The organism is Stenotrophomonas sp. GD03877 (assembly GCF_029840555.1).
Taxonomy (GTDB): domain Bacteria; phylum Pseudomonadota; class Gammaproteobacteria; order Xanthomonadales; family Xanthomonadaceae; genus Stenotrophomonas; species Stenotrophomonas geniculata.
This window is the reverse complement of sequence record NZ_JAOCCT010000023.1, coordinates 73,649-87,416: the sequence shown is the minus strand read 5'-3', so window position 1 is coordinate 87,416 and position 13,768 is coordinate 73,649. Positions and strand designations below refer to the sequence as shown.

Sequence of the window (13,768 nt, the reverse complement as noted above, 5' to 3'; positions counted from 1 at the left end):
CTCACGCCCCCGCAACCGGACCCACCCCGCCTTCGACAATTCGCCGCAATCTGCAGTAGATCCACGCCAGGCGTGGATGCTCTTCGATCAATCGTCGAATTAATCGATTTCGATGGAGATTCATCCACGCATGGCGTGGATCTACAATCCCTCCATGTCCTCCCCCGCCCTGCCCTGGAATGGCACGCTGCTGCTGGATGCTCACGTGGCGGTGCTGCAGGGCCATGCCGGTGACAGCAGCGTACATGCGCACTACGCCCATCAACTGCTGCTGAGCGACGGTACGCCCTGGCAGGTCGAAGTCGATGGCGTACGGCAGCAGGGCCAACGGCTGTGGCTGCCCTCCTTCCAGACGCATGCGATCCTGTCGGCGCCGGAAGCGGGCTGCACGGTGTTCCTCGAACCCGCGCATGCCGATTCCACGCAGATCCAGCAGCATCTGCACGCACTGCCGGGCAATACCATGGAGCTACGCGACTGGCTGCCACGGCTGAGCCGCCCACAACCGCTGGACCGCCGCGTGCAGGCGGCATTGGCCCGTATCGCCCAGCACCTGCCTGACCCGGTGCCGGCCGCCGATATCGCCGAGGCGGCGCACCTGTCGGCCAGCCAGCTGCACCGGCGTTTCCAGTCCGACCTGGCGGTGACACTCCGCGGCTGGGTACTGTGGCAACGCCTGCGCAATGCACTCACGCATCATCTGCACGGCCACAGCCTGACCGACAGTGCGCATGCCGCTGGATTCGCCGATCTGGCCCATCTGTCGCGCAGCCTGCGCCGCATGTTCGGCATCAGTGCCGCGCAACTGCAGGGCCTGCAGCTGCACGCGGCCTGACACGACCCATCATCCGCGCCTGCGCAGACCTTCCGGCAGCTCCGGCACCTCGCCATGTGGCAGTTCTCGGAACGGCGCCAGCAGTTGCCCGGGGTAATCGCGCGGATAGTCCGGCTGGCTGCCGATGCCGAGGTCGTGCTGGCGCAGCCGATAGCCCGGCGCATCGAAGGCAGTCCCCAGCAGGTGATCCCAGACGGTCAGGAACAGGCCGAAGTTGACGTCGCCGGCGGTGCCGTAACGCATGTGATGGAAGCGGTGCAGCGGCGCCCAGGCCATCACCCGGCCCAGCACGCCGGGACGCATGTCCACGTTGGAGTGCTGCAGCAGCAGCTGGATGGCAATGGCGAAGGCCAGCACCGCCGCCACCGGCATCGGCAGGCCCAACAGCAGCAGCGGTAGCACGCCGCCCACCGCTTCGGCGGCCTGGTGCAGTGGGTGTTTCATCAGCCCGTTGAAGCCATACATGCGGGTCACGCTGTGATGCACGGCATGCAGACGCCATAGCCAGCCGATGCGATGGCTGGCGTAGTGCACCAGGGTGATGCCGAGATCGGCAGCGATGATCGCCACCAGTAGCTGCAGTGCGAACGGCCACTGCAGCGGCCACAACTGCCACGGAATGATCGCCGCCAGCAGCGGCACCGCCGCGATCGACAACAGGTTCAGGCCTTCGTTGACCAGCGCGTGCAGGGCGTCACGCACACGGTCGCCGTGGTCGCGGTTGAACGCAGGGTCATACGGCCAGGCGCGCTCGGCGACGAACGAAACCGCAATGGCGATCGCCAGCAGGGCCAGCAGCCACAACGGATCGCCATGGCAGTGGCCGACCCAGACGACGGCAGTGGCGACGAATCCAAGCAGGAACAGCGGGGCATACAGGCGGAGCATCCAGTGCTTCATGGGCAACCCGGGAAGTGAGGGGCCTGCATGCTGGCGTGGCGTGTGGGTTGCTGGCTTGAACAAACGGCGCAACCCTGCGGGCACCACGCTTCCCACATCCACGCATGGCGTGGATCTACAATGATGCTCTCATCGCGCCCGGGACCGGCATGGACTCCTTCAACCTGATGCGCGCCTTCCGCCGCATCGTCGAACGCGGCGGGCTCGCTCGTGCCGCCGAAGACCTGGGCATGTCGCCGGCCGGCCTGAGCAAGCAGTTGCGCACGCTGGAAACGCACCTGGGCGTGGTGCTGCTGCAGCGGACCACGCGGCGCATGAGCCTGACCGAAACCGGCCACGCCTATTACCGCGAATGCTGCCGCCTGCTCGACGAGCTGGAAGCGCTGGAACGCGGCATCGCCGAACAGCGCGGCGAGGTGGCCGGGCGCCTGCGCGTGAACGCGCCGCAGTCATTCGCACTGAGCACGCTGTCGCCGCTGCTGCCGCGCTTCCTGCAGCAGCATCCACAGTTGTCGCTGGACCTGGTGATGGAAGATCGCCTGCTCGATGCAGTCGGTGAGGGTTTCGATGTGTCGCTGCGGCTGCGTGCCGAACTGGATGATTCACGCCTGGTGGCGCGCCGGCTGGCGTCGCTGCAGCAGGTGCTGTGCGCGGCCCCGTCCTACCTGCGGCAGCATCCGGCACCGCAGGCGGTGGACGATCTGCAGGCGCACAGCGTGCTGGCCTACAGCCTGTCCGACTCCCCCGGCAGCTGGCCGCTGCTCGGTCCCGATGGCCAGGTGACCATCACACTGCCCGCGCGCGTCACCGTCAACAACAGCTTGCTGCTGCGCGACCTGCTGGTGGCCGGCATGGGCATCGGTGCCCTGCCCTCGTTCCTGGCCGCTCCGGCACTGGCCCAGGGCGAACTGCAGCAGGTGCTGCCCGACCACCGCTATCCGCCGCGCTTCGTGCATGCGGTCTACCCCACGTCGCGCCATCTGCAACCCAAGGTGCGTGCCTTCATCGATTTCCTGCACGCCGAGCTGCCAGGCTGCGCTGGCCTGGATTCGTAACCGCCAGCGAAAACTGAGCTGCCCGCGGCGTGCTGTTTCGGCCACGCCGCGCTGCCTAATCTGCCGCCTCCCCTCTCACCGATGGCAGGCAGATGTCTTCCGTTCCTTCCCCCGCCACCGCCGCGCCGGTGGTCGATTTCTTCCACGACGTGGTCTGCGGCTGGTGCTTCGTGCTGGCCCCGCGCCTGAAGCAGGTCTCCGCCGAACTCGGCATCCAGGTGCGCCACCGCAGCTTCGTGCTGCAGGACTCGCGCGCACAGATGGTCGAGGTGTTCGGCTCGATGGAGCGCGCCAAGGCGATCATCCTGCGCCACTGGACCGACTGCGCCGCGCATGAAGACACCGCGCGCATCGATATCGAAGGCATGCGCGCGCAGGACTTCGAGTATCCGTCCGGCTGGCTCGGCGCACTGGCCTGCCAGGCTGCCGGCATGCTCGGTGGCAACGACGCCCATGGCGCGATGTTCGATGCCGTGCAGTGGGCGCACCTGCACCAGCACCGCAACATCGGCGACGCCGAAGTCCTGCTGGATATCGCCGAAGCGCTGGGCCATCCACGTGGCGCCTTCGCTGACCACATGCGCAGCGACGCAGTACGCCAGCGCGTGCAGGTCGATCGCGCCGAAGCCGCTGCCCTCGGCATCCGTTCCATACCCACCGTGATCGGCGGCAACGGCCTGCGCCTGCAGACCCTGCCGCTGCCACACCTGCGCCAGGCCCTGGCGCACCTGGTCGCGGCCTGCGCCGCACCCTCCCCCACCCTGCAAGGAGATTCCCCATGACCCCACGTACCCTGGCCACCGCGCTGGCCCTGCTGCTGGCCGGCACCGCAGCTTCCACCACCGTGTCCGCGCACGAACGCGTACCCTCCGGCCAGCAGGTCGGCACCAGCCCCTGGGGGCCGAAGGACGAGATCGGCCGCCTCAACCTGATCACCGAGGCCTCGCGTGCGGCGATCCTGTCGCGGGTCAGCGGCGGCAAGGCCTATGACCTGGCCACCGAGTACTACGTCGGCATGCCCAGCTGGCAGGATGCCGGCGACCCGCACTACCAGTTCTGGATGACCCACACCCCGCGCGGCACGGTGATGGATGATCCGATGGGCGTGGGCGAAACCATGAACCTCACCCGCAGCTACACCGGCACCGCGTTCTCGATGTACAGCCACACCGGCACCCACATCGATGCGCTGAACCACTTCGGCATCCATGGAAAGATCTGGAATGGCTTCGAGGCCGACAAACACCTCGGCGACCGTGGCTGGAAGGTCACCGGCATCGAGAAGTTCCCGCCGTTGATCGCGCGTGGCGTGCTGATCGACGTGGCCACCGCCAAGGGCGTGGACATGCTGCCGGACAGCTACCGCGTCACCCGCCAGGACCTGAAGGATGCGCTGGCACGCCAGAAGGTGAAACTGCAGCAGGGCGACGTGGTGCTGATCCGCACCGGCCGCATGCGCCTGTTCGAACAGCCCAAGGCCTACATGGCCAACCCGCCGGGCATGGGCCTGGACGCGGCGCGCTTCCTGATCGAGGACAGCGGCGCGATGATCGTCGGTGCCGACAACCTCAGCTTCGAGACCTTCCCCTCGGAGGTGTCCGACGACTACGTGCCGCTGCACACCTACCTGCTGGCCCAGCAGGGCGCGCCGATCATCGAGCTGGTGGCGCTGGACGAACTGGCCCACGACAAGGTCTACGAGTTCGCCTTCATCGGCGGCCCGCTGAAGATCCGCGGTGGCGATGCCGCGCCGCTGCGCCCGGTCGCGCTGCCGGTCCGCCCGTAACCGGGGGCATACCCGGGTAGCGCCGGGCCATGCCGGGGGCCGACCTTGGTCGGCACCCCTACCCCTTCAGCAACCTGAAATCTGATCCTCCGATTTCATTAGTAATTCTACTCACAAGGCGAGTAGCATGTCCGGTCTCAGCCCCTGATACCGGCCCGTCGATACTCGCGTCATGCCCGCCGTCTCCGCCCGTTCCTGCCGCTTCCAGCCTGCCCGGCACCTCCCCTGGAGGACCCGCTGATGGGTGCCGTCGTCGCCCTCGACCGGCTGCTTGACGGCCGCCAGCTGTGGCGCGGCGCGGCCCGCCAGGGGCCGGCCAGCGACCATCTGGCCAGCGGTCACCCGGCACTGGATGCGCGCCTGCCCGGCGGCGGCTGGCCCAGCAGCGGGCTATGCGAGGTACTGCAGGCCGCGCCCGGCGTCGGCGAACTGGCCCTGGTCTGGCCAGCGCTGGCGAAGCTGAGCCAGCGCGACCGCCCGATCGTGCTGGTCGCGCCACCCTATCGCCCGCACGCTCCGGCCTGGGCAGCGGCCGGGCTGGATCTGGCCCAGCTGCAGATCATCCACGCCGCGCCGAAACAAGCGCTGTGGGCCACCGAGCAGTGCCTGCGCTCGGCCGCCTGTGCAGCAGTGCTGTGCTGGCCACACCAGCCCGATGACCGCTCACTGCGCCGCCTGCAGGTGGCGGCCGACAGCGGCCAGTGCCTGGGCTTCGTGTTCCGCGAGGCGCAGGCAGCACGCAATCCTTCCCCGGCCAGCCTGCGCCTGCAGCTCGACCACGGCCAGGTGCGGGTGCTGAAGTGCCGTGGCGGCCTGCCGCCAGCGCAGCCGTTGCCACTGGCCATCGCCCACTGAGGCCGCGCCATGCACTGGGCCTGTCTGTTGTTGCCGCAGCTGGCGCTGGACAGCGTGCTGCGCCTGCAGCCCGACCCGCAGCGGCCACTGGTGCTGCTGCAGGGGCCGGCACAGCGTCGCGTACTGCGTGCGGTCAGCCCGGCCGCCCGCGCAGCGGGGCTGCGCCCGGGCATGCTGCTGTCGGCTGCGCAGGTACTGGTGCAGGACCTGCATCTGCACGATTACGATCCCAACGCCGAACAGCAGACCCGGCAGCTGCTGGCCAGCTGGGCCTATGCCTACAGCTCGCAGGTCAGCCTCGATTTTCCGCACGCGCTGGTCATGGAAATCGGTGCCAGCCGCGCCCTGTTCGGCGACTGGCTGACGATCGAGCAGCGGCTGCGCAACGAACTGCATGAGCTTGGTTTCCGCCATCGCCTGGTGGCCGCACCCACCGCGCATGCCGCGCGCGTGCTGGCCAACGTTCACGACGGCCTCGGCATCGATGCGCAGCAGCTGCCAGCGGCACTGGCGCAGCTGCCCTTGCCTCGCTGTGGCCTGCCCAGCGAAGCAGTGACCGTACTCGGCCGTTCCGGCCTGCGCACGCTGGGTGCGGTGCTCGAGCTGCCGCGCGACAGCCTGGCCCGGCGCTTCGCACCGGACGTGCTGCAGCAGCTGGATGCGCTGCGCGGGCTGCCCACCGCGCCACTGCGCTACTACCAGCCACCGGACCGTTTCGATGCGCGCATCGAATTCGAATACGAGATCGAATCCAGCCAGGCCCTGCTGTTTCCGCTGCGTCGCCTGCTGCTGGACCTGGCCGCATTCCTGTGTTCGCGCGATGGCGGCGTGCAGCGCTTCGACCTGCATTTCGAGCACGACATGCTGCCGGCCAGCGTGCTGACCATCGGCCTGCTGGCGCCCGAGCGCGATCCCGCGCTGCTGTTCGAGATCGCACGCAACCGCATGGAAGCGTTTGCCCTGCCGGCCGGCAGCCGCGCACTGCGCCTGCAGGCCGAGCAGCTGCCACCGTTCGTGCCCGCCGCGCGTGACCTGTTCGATACCCGGCCGGCACAGGCGATGCCCTGGAACCAGCTGCGCGAGCGCCTGCGCGCGCGGCTGGGCGATGACGCCGTGCAGCCGCTGGCGGTGCAGGCCGACCATCGCCCCGAACGCGCCAGTGGCATCCAGCCGCCAGCCAAGCCTCCGTCGTACTGGCCACTGCGCCCCGGCTGGCTGCTGGACACGCCGCAACCACTGCGTGATCCGCGGCTGCGCATCGTCACCGGACCGGAGCGGATCGAATCGGGCTGGTGGGACCAGGCCGATGCACGGCGCGACTATTACGTGGTGGAAACTGCTCACGGCCAGCGCGGCTGGGTCTTTCGTGAGCGCAACGACCCGCATGCGCCGTGGATGCTGCACGGCTGGTTCGGCTGAGCCGCCATGCACGACGAACTGCCCGGCTACGCCGAACTGCACTGCCTGTCGGCCTTCAGTTTCCAGCGTGGCGCCTCGATCGCCGAAGAACTGTTCGCGCGCGCCGCCGGCCAAGGCTATCGAGCGTTGGCGATCACCGACGAATGCTCGCTGGCCGGCATCGTACGCGCTTGGCAGGCGGCGAAGACGCATGGCGTGGCGCTGATTGTCGGCGCCGAATTCCAGGTCGAGGATGGGCCGAAACTGGCCCTGCTGTGCACCGACCAGGCCGCCTATACGGGGCTCTGCCAGTTGATCACCACCTGCCGGCGGCGGGCCGCCAAGGGCGAGTACCGCTGCCTGCGCGAGGACCTGCTCGGCCTGCCCGACGGCCTGCTGTGCCTGTGGCTGGACCGGCAACCGGCCGCCACCGACCTGGAACTGCTGCGCGCCGGCTTCGATGATCGCCTGTGGCTGGCGGTGGAGCTGCATCACGAGCACGACGATGCACGCCGCCTGCAGCAGCTGCAGGCCTTCGGCGAACGCCATCGCCTGCCACTGGTGGCCAGTGGCGATGTACACATGCACGTGCGTCGCCGCCGCGCCCTGCAGGACACGCTGACCGCGATCCGCCACCGTTGCAGCGTGGCCGAAGCTGGATGGCGCCTGTTCCCCAATGGCGAGCGCCACCTGCGCCCACGCACCGCGCTGGCCCAGCTGTACCCGCCTGAGCTGCTGGCCGAGACCCTGCGCATCGCCGAGCGCTGCCACTTCACCCTGGAACAGCTGCAGTACACCTATCCGCGTGAGCTGGTGCCCGAAGGGCATGATCCGGACAGCTGGCTGCGCGTGCTGGTCGAGCGTGGCATCCCGTGGCGCTGGAAGAACGGCATCCAGCCGGCACAGCGCGAGCAGATCGAACACGAACTTGCGTTGATCAAGCAGAAGAACTACGCCTCCTACTTCCTCACCGTGCAGGACATCGTGCGCTTCGCCCGCAGCCAGGACATCCTCTGCCAGGGGCGCGGCTCGGCGGCCAACTCGGCGGTGTGCTTCGTGCTGGGCGTGACCGAGATCGACCCGGCGCGCAGCAACCTGCTGTTCGAGCGCTTCATCTCCGCCGAGCGCGACGAGCCACCGGATATCGACATCGATTTCGAGCACGAGCGCCGCGAAGAAGTGCTGCAGTACGTGTTCAAGCGCTATGGCCGCGAACGCGCCGCCTTGACTGCGGTGGCGATCAGTTACCGTGGCCGCAGCGCGATCCGCGACGTGGCCCGTGCACTCGGCCTGCCGATGGACCAGGTCAACGAACTCGGCGCGGCGATGGACCACTGGGGCGGCCACGTACCACTGCCGGAGACCCTGCGCGAGCGCGGCTTTGATCCGGAAACACCGCTGATGCGGCGGCTGCTGGCACTGACCACCGAGCTGATCGATTTCCCGCGCCACCTGTCGCAGCACCCGGGCGGCTTCGTGATTTCAGAGCACCCGCTGTCGACGCTGGTACCGGTGGAAAACGCGGCGATGGCCGACCGCACCGTCGTCCAGTGGGACAAGGACGATCTGGATGCCACCGGCCTGATGAAGGTCGACTGCCTGGCGCTGGGCATGCTCACCGCCATCCGTAAATGCCTGGCGATGCTGCAGCAGCACGGCCTGCACAGTGGACGCATGGATGCGATCCCTGCCAAGGATACGAAGACCTACGACATGATCTGCGCCGCCGACACCATCGGCGTGTTCCAGATCGAATCGCGTGCGCAGATGGCGATGCTGCCACGCCTGCAGCCGCGCTGCTTCTACGATCTGGTGATCGAAGTGGCGATCGTGCGCCCCGGCCCGATCCATGGTGACATGGTGCACCCCTATCTGGAACGGCGGAGGATCCTGCGCGAGCAAGGCCCGGAGGCACTGAACGATCCGGACAATCCGCTCTACCCACCGCAGCTGGAACGCGTGTTCGCACGCACGTTGGGCGTACCACTGTTCCAGGAGCAGGTGATGCAGCTGGCAGTGGAAGCAGCAGGTTACACACCTGGGCAAGCCGATGCCCTGCGCCGCTCGATGGCGGCATGGAAGCGTCGTGGCGGCCTGGAACCGCATCGGGAGAAGTTGCTGGCCGGCATGTTGAAGAATGGCTTCAGCCGCGACTACGGCGAGCACCTGTTCGAGCAGATCAAGGGCTTCGGTGATTACGGTTTCCCGGAAAGCCATGCTGCCAGCTTCGCCCTGCTGACCTATAACAGCTGCTGGCTGAAGTGCCATCATCCCGCCGCGTTCACCGCCAGCCTGATCAACAGCCAGCCGCTGGGGTTCTACAGCCCCGACCAGCTGCTGCAGGATGCACGCCGCCATGGCATCGGCGTGCTGCCGGTGGACGTGCGCCACAGCGACTGGGACTGCACGCTGGATTTCAGCAAGGGACCGGCGGCGATCCGGCTCGGCCTGCGCCTGATCGATGGCTGCAACGAACCCGTCGTGCAGGCCATCATGCGCGAACGTGCGCAGCGCCCGTTCGACGATGTGGGCGACCTGTGCCAGCGCACCGCACTGGACCGCCGCCAGCAGGGCCTGCTGGCCGATGCCGGTGCACTGCGTGGGCTCAGTGGCCATCGCCATCGTGCACGCTGGGATATCTCCGGCGTGGAAAACCGGCTGCCACTGTTCGACCAGGCCCGCGCCACTGCCGAAGCCCGCGTGCCGTTGCCCCTGCCCAGCGCATGGGACGACATGCAGGCCGATTACCGCAGCACCGGCACCACCCTCGGCCGCCACCCGATCTCGTTCCTGCGCGCGCAGCTGCGCAGCCGTGGCTGTCTGGACGCTGCACAACTGGCCGGGCATGGCCATGGCCGTCGCGTGCGCATCGCTGGCCTGGTACGCATGCGCCAGCGCCCGCAGACCGCCAGCGGCGTCACCTTCCTCACGCTCGAAGATGAGACCGGCATGGTCAACGCCGTGGTCTGGCGACACCTGGCCGATCGCCAGCACCGGGTGCTGGTCGATACCCAGCTGATGCAGATCGATGGCCGCCTGGAACGCGTCGATGGCGTGCAGCACGTCATCGTGCAGCGCATGCACTGCCTGGATGAACTGCTGCAGGGACTGCGCAGCCACAGCCGCGATTTCCACTGACGATACACAACGTCACACAACGAACTGGCCATTGCCGGTCCGCATCCGCTATCGTCGGCACATCCAAGGAAGGACGACCCGATGCCCCGTGCGCTGCTGCTGACCACCCTGGTGGTCTCGACCCTCGCCCTGCTGGTTTCCGGCTGGACCGCCTGGAGCCTGCATCGCAGCCAATCACCACAGCGCATCATCGAGGCGCGCGGGCTGGTCATCCACGATGCAAGCGGCCAGCCGCGGGTGATCCTCGGCGCACCGGTTCCCGATCCGCTCAGCCAGGGCCGCACCCAGGGGCCGCGTGCCACCGCCCTGTCAGGCCTGATCCTGCTCGGTCCCGATGGTTCCGAACGCGGCGGCTACGGCACCAGCGACCGCGGCGGCGAAGCCCTGCTGACCCTGGACGATGCCACCGGCACCACTGAAGTATTCAAGGTCGTCGCCAACCCGGACCGCGGCGCCAGCCTGATGGTCAAGCACCAGAACAACACCGGCGCCATGCTCACCTCCTGGCAGGGCAAGCCGGAGCTGATGTTCGTCGATGACAGCGGCCAGTCCTACTACGTGCGCCCCGGCGCCAACGCCGCGCCCTGATCTGCTTGTGTAGCGTCGAGCCATGCTCGACTGCTTCTATCAACAGCAGCCGAGCATGGCTCGGCTCTACAAAGGCGAAGCAACGTCGAGCATGGCTCGACGCTACAGAGCGAACACCGCCGCCAGGTCATCCGCCAGCTGCCGCAGCTGCGCTGCCCCCAGCGCAGCGCAGGTGATGCGCAAGCCATGCCCCGGCGCTGCCACCGAGAACACTTCGCCCGCGCGCACATGCCATCCACGCGAAGCCAGGGCCAGCACCTGCGGATGGCTGTCGGCCTGCAACGGCAGCCACAGGTTCAATCCTTCCATCGGCAACGGTGTCGGCAGGCCACGCGCATGCAGCAACTCCTGCAGCGAGCGCAGGCGCTGCTGGTAACGCTCACCTGCCGAAGCGATCTTCGCCCGCTGCGTTGCCGACGACAGCACCGAGGTCGCCGCATCCTGCAGCAGGTGACTGACCCAGCCGGTGCCGGACGCCAATCGCAGCCGCAGCCGCATCGCGCTCTCTTCATCGCAGGCCAGCCAGGCCAGCCGCAGGTCCGGGCCGAGCGGTTTGGACAACGAACGCAGCAGCGCCCAGCGCCGGCCATCCAGCGGCAGCACCGAGTGATAGGCCTGCTGCGAGAGCAGCGCGTAGTGATCGTCGATCAACACCGCCACCTGCGGGTAGGCCGCCAACAACTGCCGCAACGCCCGCGCCCGCTTCGCATCCAGGCTGGCCCCGGTCGGGTTGTGTGCCCGCGGGGTCAGCAACACCGCGCGTGCACCGGCCTCCAGTGCCTGCCGCAGCGAATCGACCTGCATGCCATGCGCGTCCACCGCCACCGGCAACGGCGCGTGGCCCACAGCGTTGAGCACGTTGAGGCTGCCGAGGAAGCACGGATCCTCCACCGCGATGCGATCCCCCGGCAGCAGCCACGCCGACAGCAGGCGTTCGATGCCATCGACCGCGCCATGGGTCAGTTCCAGCGCATAGCCCTCCGGGCAGTCCGCATCCAGCGAGGCGCGTGCCAGCGCCTCCAACCTCGGGTCGACCGTGCCCACGCCATACAGCCGTGGTGCGGCCGGGGCCAGGCGCAGGTTCGGCAGCAGGCGTGGATCCGGGTTGCCACCGGCCAGGTCCTGCAGGGCCAGCCCGGGCGTACTGCCTTCACGCGCCAGCGGCGGCGGCAGGCCACGCACCACCGTGCCGCGGCGGCCCGCCGTGCTGGCCAGGCCCGCCGCATCCAGGCGCTTGTAGGCAGCAGCCACGGTGTTGCGGTTCACTCCCAGCTGCTCGGCCAGTTCACGCACCGGCGGCAACACGCTGCCGGCCGGAAGGCGGCCCTTGCCGATGCCGTCGCGGATGCTGTCGAAGATCGACTCGGCGCTATGCCCGGTGATTTTCATTTTGTCCTATGCCAAAATATCTCTTGTCCTGTGCCAGTGTATCCCACCCTGGCCACCCTGCATTGGAGGTGCCCGCATGCCCCTTGCCGCTGCCGACTGGCCCGTCGCCCAGTCCGTTGAACAGATCGCCGCCAACCTGGTCACGGTGCGCCAACGCATCGCCGATGCCTGCGCCCGTGTCGGCCGGGACCCGGCCAGCGTACGCCTGCTGCCGGTCAGCAAGACCGTCGATGACGCCCGCATCCGCATGGCGGTAGCCGCAGGCTGCCACGAACTGGGCGAGAACAAGGTGCAGGAGGCACAACGCAAGGCTGAAACGATGGCCGACCTGGGCGTGCACTGGTCGGTGATCGGCCATCTGCAGACCAACAAGGCGCGCTACGTGGCGCGCTTTGCCAGCGAGTTCCAGGCGCTGGACAGCCTGCGCGTAGCCGAGGCCCTGCAGCAGCGCCTGCAACTGGAAGACCGCACGCTGGATGTGTTCGTGCAGGTCAACACCTCGGCCGAACCGAGCAAGTACGGCCTGGAACCCGACGCGGTCGAGGCCTTCGTGCAGCAGCTGCCGGCCTTCGACCGCCTGCACGTGCGCGGCCTGATGACCCTGGCCATCTTCACCCCCGATGTCGAGCGCGTGCGCGCCTGCTTCGTGCGCCTGCGCGAACTGCGCGACCAGCTGCAACGCACCGCCCCGCCCGGCCTGGACCTGTCGCAGCTGTCGATGGGCATGTCCGGTGATTTCGAAGTGGCCATCGAGGAAGGTGCCACCGTGGTCCGCGTCGGCCAGGCCATCTTCGGTGCCCGTGCCACCCCGGACAGTTTCTACTGGCCGAACAGCGGAGCACCGGCATGAAGCACGCGGTTGTCCTGCAACACGTTGCCTTTGAAGACCTCGGCACCCTGAAACCGTTGCTGCTGGCGCAGGGCTGGCAGCTGCACGTGCTGCAGGCCGGCGTCGATGTGCTCGATGGCGCCGAAACCGCCGATCTGCTGGTCGTGCTGGGCGGTCCCATCAGTGCCAATGACACAGGGACCTATCCCTTCGTCAACGACAGCATTGCCCTGCTGCAGCGCCGGCTGCAGCGGCAGCGGCCGACCCTGGGCATCTGCCTGGGTGCACAGCTGATGGCGCGGGCACTCGGTGCCAGTGTCGCTCCCAGTGGTGGCAAGGAAATCGGCTTTGCGCCACTGCTGCTGACCGATGAAGGCCAGCGTTCTCCGCTGCAGTCCCTGCAGGGCATTCCGGTACTGCATTGGCATGGTGAAGCGTTCGAACTTCCGGCCGGTGCACGCCGCCTGGCCAGCACGCCGGCCTGCCGTCACCAGGCATTCGCCATCGGCAGCCACGCACTGGCCCTGCAATGCCATCCGGAACTGGACGCCCGCCAGTTCGAGCGTTGGCTGATCGGCCACACGCTGGAGCTGGCCCAGGCCGGCATCGATCCCAACGACCTTCGCGCGCAGGCGCGTCGCTATGGCGCACCACTGGCTGCGGCCGCCACCGCGATGTTCGATCATTGGCTGCAGGACCTGCCGGAGACACCACAATGAACTACCGATTGCAGATCCACCGCGATGGCGCCCACTGGGGTCACTTCGACTGCAGCGGCCCCGATGCCCTGCAACGCATGGACGCCATCGCCGCACAGCTGCCTGCCGATCAGGGCTTCCAGCTGAAACGGCAGAAAGGGGTCAGCGAAGAGCGCATCCTGTCCAGCAATGCCGATGGCCTGCGCGTACTGGCTTCTCAGATCCAGTACCGCGACATCTGACCCGACGATGGTAGTGCCGGCCGCTGGTCGGCATCCGACGGGAGAACAGGTTTGC

Annotated in this window: 13 protein-coding genes; 11 read left to right on the top strand and 2 right to left on the bottom strand. The window is 68.0% G+C overall.

Annotated features, from left to right (window positions below):
* Positions 1-130 precede the first annotated feature (130 nt).
* Complete coding sequence (locus N5D20_RS16665) at positions 131-835, top strand: AraC family transcriptional regulator (protein WP_010485034.1); 705 nt, start codon at positions 131-133, stop codon at positions 833-835.
* Positions 836-844: 9 nt separating this feature from the next.
* Here the strand turns inward: N5D20_RS16665 and N5D20_RS16660 are convergent, their stop codons facing one another.
* Complete coding sequence (locus tag N5D20_RS16660; protein WP_227199619.1) at positions 845-1,723, bottom strand: sterol desaturase family protein; 879 nt, start codon at positions 1,721-1,723, stop codon at positions 845-847.
* Between the two features lie 116 nt (positions 1,724-1,839).
* Between N5D20_RS16660 and N5D20_RS16655 the strand changes: the two genes are divergently transcribed.
* The 7 genes from N5D20_RS16655 (at position 1,840) to N5D20_RS16625 (ending at position 10,555) form a co-directional block, all read left to right on the top strand.
* Positions 1,840-2,790 (top strand): LysR family transcriptional regulator, encoded by a 951-nt coding sequence (locus tag N5D20_RS16655; protein WP_010485030.1) that lies wholly within the window; start codon positions 1,840-1,842, stop codon positions 2,788-2,790.
* Positions 2,791-2,882: 92 nt separating this feature from the next.
* Positions 2,883-3,572, top strand: coding sequence for a DsbA family protein (locus N5D20_RS16650; protein ID WP_100446041.1), 690 nt, complete (start codon positions 2,883-2,885; stop codon positions 3,570-3,572).
* The gene (locus N5D20_RS16645; RefSeq protein WP_049454631.1) at positions 3,569-4,576 is read left to right on the top strand and encodes a cyclase family protein; all 1,008 of its coding nucleotides are present in this window, start codon (positions 3,569-3,571) and stop codon (positions 4,574-4,576) included. The genes N5D20_RS16650 and N5D20_RS16645 overlap by 4 nt, the downstream gene beginning before the upstream one ends.
* Positions 4,577-4,816: 240 nt before the next feature.
* Complete coding sequence (imuA, locus tag N5D20_RS16640) at positions 4,817-5,431, top strand: translesion DNA synthesis-associated protein ImuA (RefSeq protein ID WP_071305384.1); 615 nt, start codon at positions 4,817-4,819, stop codon at positions 5,429-5,431.
* Between the two features lie 9 nt (positions 5,432-5,440).
* On the top strand, positions 5,441-6,850 hold the full coding sequence (locus tag N5D20_RS16635) for a DNA polymerase Y family protein (RefSeq protein ID WP_279914283.1): 1,410 nt from the start codon (positions 5,441-5,443) through the stop codon (positions 6,848-6,850).
* A gap of 6 nt (positions 6,851-6,856) precedes the next feature.
* Complete coding sequence (locus tag N5D20_RS16630; protein WP_279914284.1) at positions 6,857-9,967, top strand: error-prone DNA polymerase; 3,111 nt, start codon at positions 6,857-6,859, stop codon at positions 9,965-9,967.
* 81 nt (positions 9,968-10,048) lie between these two features.
* The gene (locus tag N5D20_RS16625; protein ID WP_019336451.1) at positions 10,049-10,555 is read left to right on the top strand and encodes a hypothetical protein; all 507 of its coding nucleotides are present in this window, start codon (positions 10,049-10,051) and stop codon (positions 10,553-10,555) included.
* A gap of 102 nt (positions 10,556-10,657) precedes the next feature.
* Here N5D20_RS16625 and ptsJ read toward each other — a convergent pair whose 3' ends face one another.
* Positions 10,658-11,944: a transcriptional regulator PtsJ gene (ptsJ, locus tag N5D20_RS16620; RefSeq protein WP_071305388.1), complete on the bottom strand. Its 1,287-nt coding sequence runs from the start codon at positions 11,942-11,944 to the stop codon at positions 10,658-10,660.
* 76 nt (positions 11,945-12,020) lie between these two features.
* Here ptsJ and N5D20_RS16615 point away from each other — a divergent pair, with 76 nt between their 5' ends.
* From N5D20_RS16615 to N5D20_RS16605, 3 genes are read left to right on the top strand one after another with little or no spacing between them, the layout of a single operon-like run.
* A complete protein-coding gene (locus N5D20_RS16615; protein ID WP_010485014.1) occupies positions 12,021-12,794 on the top strand; it encodes a YggS family pyridoxal phosphate-dependent enzyme in 774 nt (257 codons plus the stop codon).
* A complete protein-coding gene (locus N5D20_RS16610) occupies positions 12,791-13,492 on the top strand; it encodes a glutamine amidotransferase (protein ID WP_019660234.1) in 702 nt (233 codons plus the stop codon). The genes N5D20_RS16615 and N5D20_RS16610 overlap by 4 nt, the downstream gene beginning before the upstream one ends.
* Positions 13,489-13,713, top strand: a complete 225-nt coding sequence (locus tag N5D20_RS16605; protein ID WP_010485009.1) for a hypothetical protein — start codon at positions 13,489-13,491, stop codon at positions 13,711-13,713. Before N5D20_RS16610 ends, N5D20_RS16605 begins: the two co-directional genes overlap by 4 nt.
* The last annotated feature ends 55 nt before the right edge of the window (positions 13,714-13,768 follow it).

Bases quoted from the DNA above. Each gene is read 5' to 3' on its own strand.
- N5D20_RS16665 (WP_010485034.1), top strand. From the start codon at position 131: ATGGCGTGGATCTACAATCCCTCCATGTCCTCCCCCGCCCTGCCCTGG.
- N5D20_RS16660 (WP_227199619.1), bottom strand. From the start codon at position 1,723: ATGCTCCGCCTGTATGCCCCGCTGTTCCTGCTTGGATTCGTCGCCACT.
- N5D20_RS16655 (WP_010485030.1), top strand. From the start codon at position 1,840: ATGGCGTGGATCTACAATGATGCTCTCATCGCGCCCGGGACCGGCATG.
- N5D20_RS16650 (WP_100446041.1), top strand. From the start codon at position 2,883: ATGTCTTCCGTTCCTTCCCCCGCCACCGCCGCGCCGGTGGTCGATTTC.
- N5D20_RS16645 (WP_049454631.1), top strand. From the start codon at position 3,569: ATGACCCCACGTACCCTGGCCACCGCGCTGGCCCTGCTGCTGGCCGGC.
- imuA (WP_071305384.1), top strand. From the start codon at position 4,817: ATGGGTGCCGTCGTCGCCCTCGACCGGCTGCTTGACGGCCGCCAGCTG.
- N5D20_RS16635 (WP_279914283.1), top strand. From the start codon at position 5,441: ATGCACTGGGCCTGTCTGTTGTTGCCGCAGCTGGCGCTGGACAGCGTG.
- N5D20_RS16630 (WP_279914284.1), top strand. From the start codon at position 6,857: ATGCACGACGAACTGCCCGGCTACGCCGAACTGCACTGCCTGTCGGCC.
- N5D20_RS16625 (WP_019336451.1), top strand. From the start codon at position 10,049: ATGCCCCGTGCGCTGCTGCTGACCACCCTGGTGGTCTCGACCCTCGCC.
- ptsJ (WP_071305388.1), bottom strand. From the start codon at position 11,944: ATGAAAATCACCGGGCATAGCGCCGAGTCGATCTTCGACAGCATCCGC.
- N5D20_RS16615 (WP_010485014.1), top strand. From the start codon at position 12,021: ATGCCCCTTGCCGCTGCCGACTGGCCCGTCGCCCAGTCCGTTGAACAG.
- N5D20_RS16610 (WP_019660234.1), top strand. From the start codon at position 12,791: ATGAAGCACGCGGTTGTCCTGCAACACGTTGCCTTTGAAGACCTCGGC.
- N5D20_RS16605 (WP_010485009.1), top strand. From the start codon at position 13,489: ATGAACTACCGATTGCAGATCCACCGCGATGGCGCCCACTGGGGTCAC.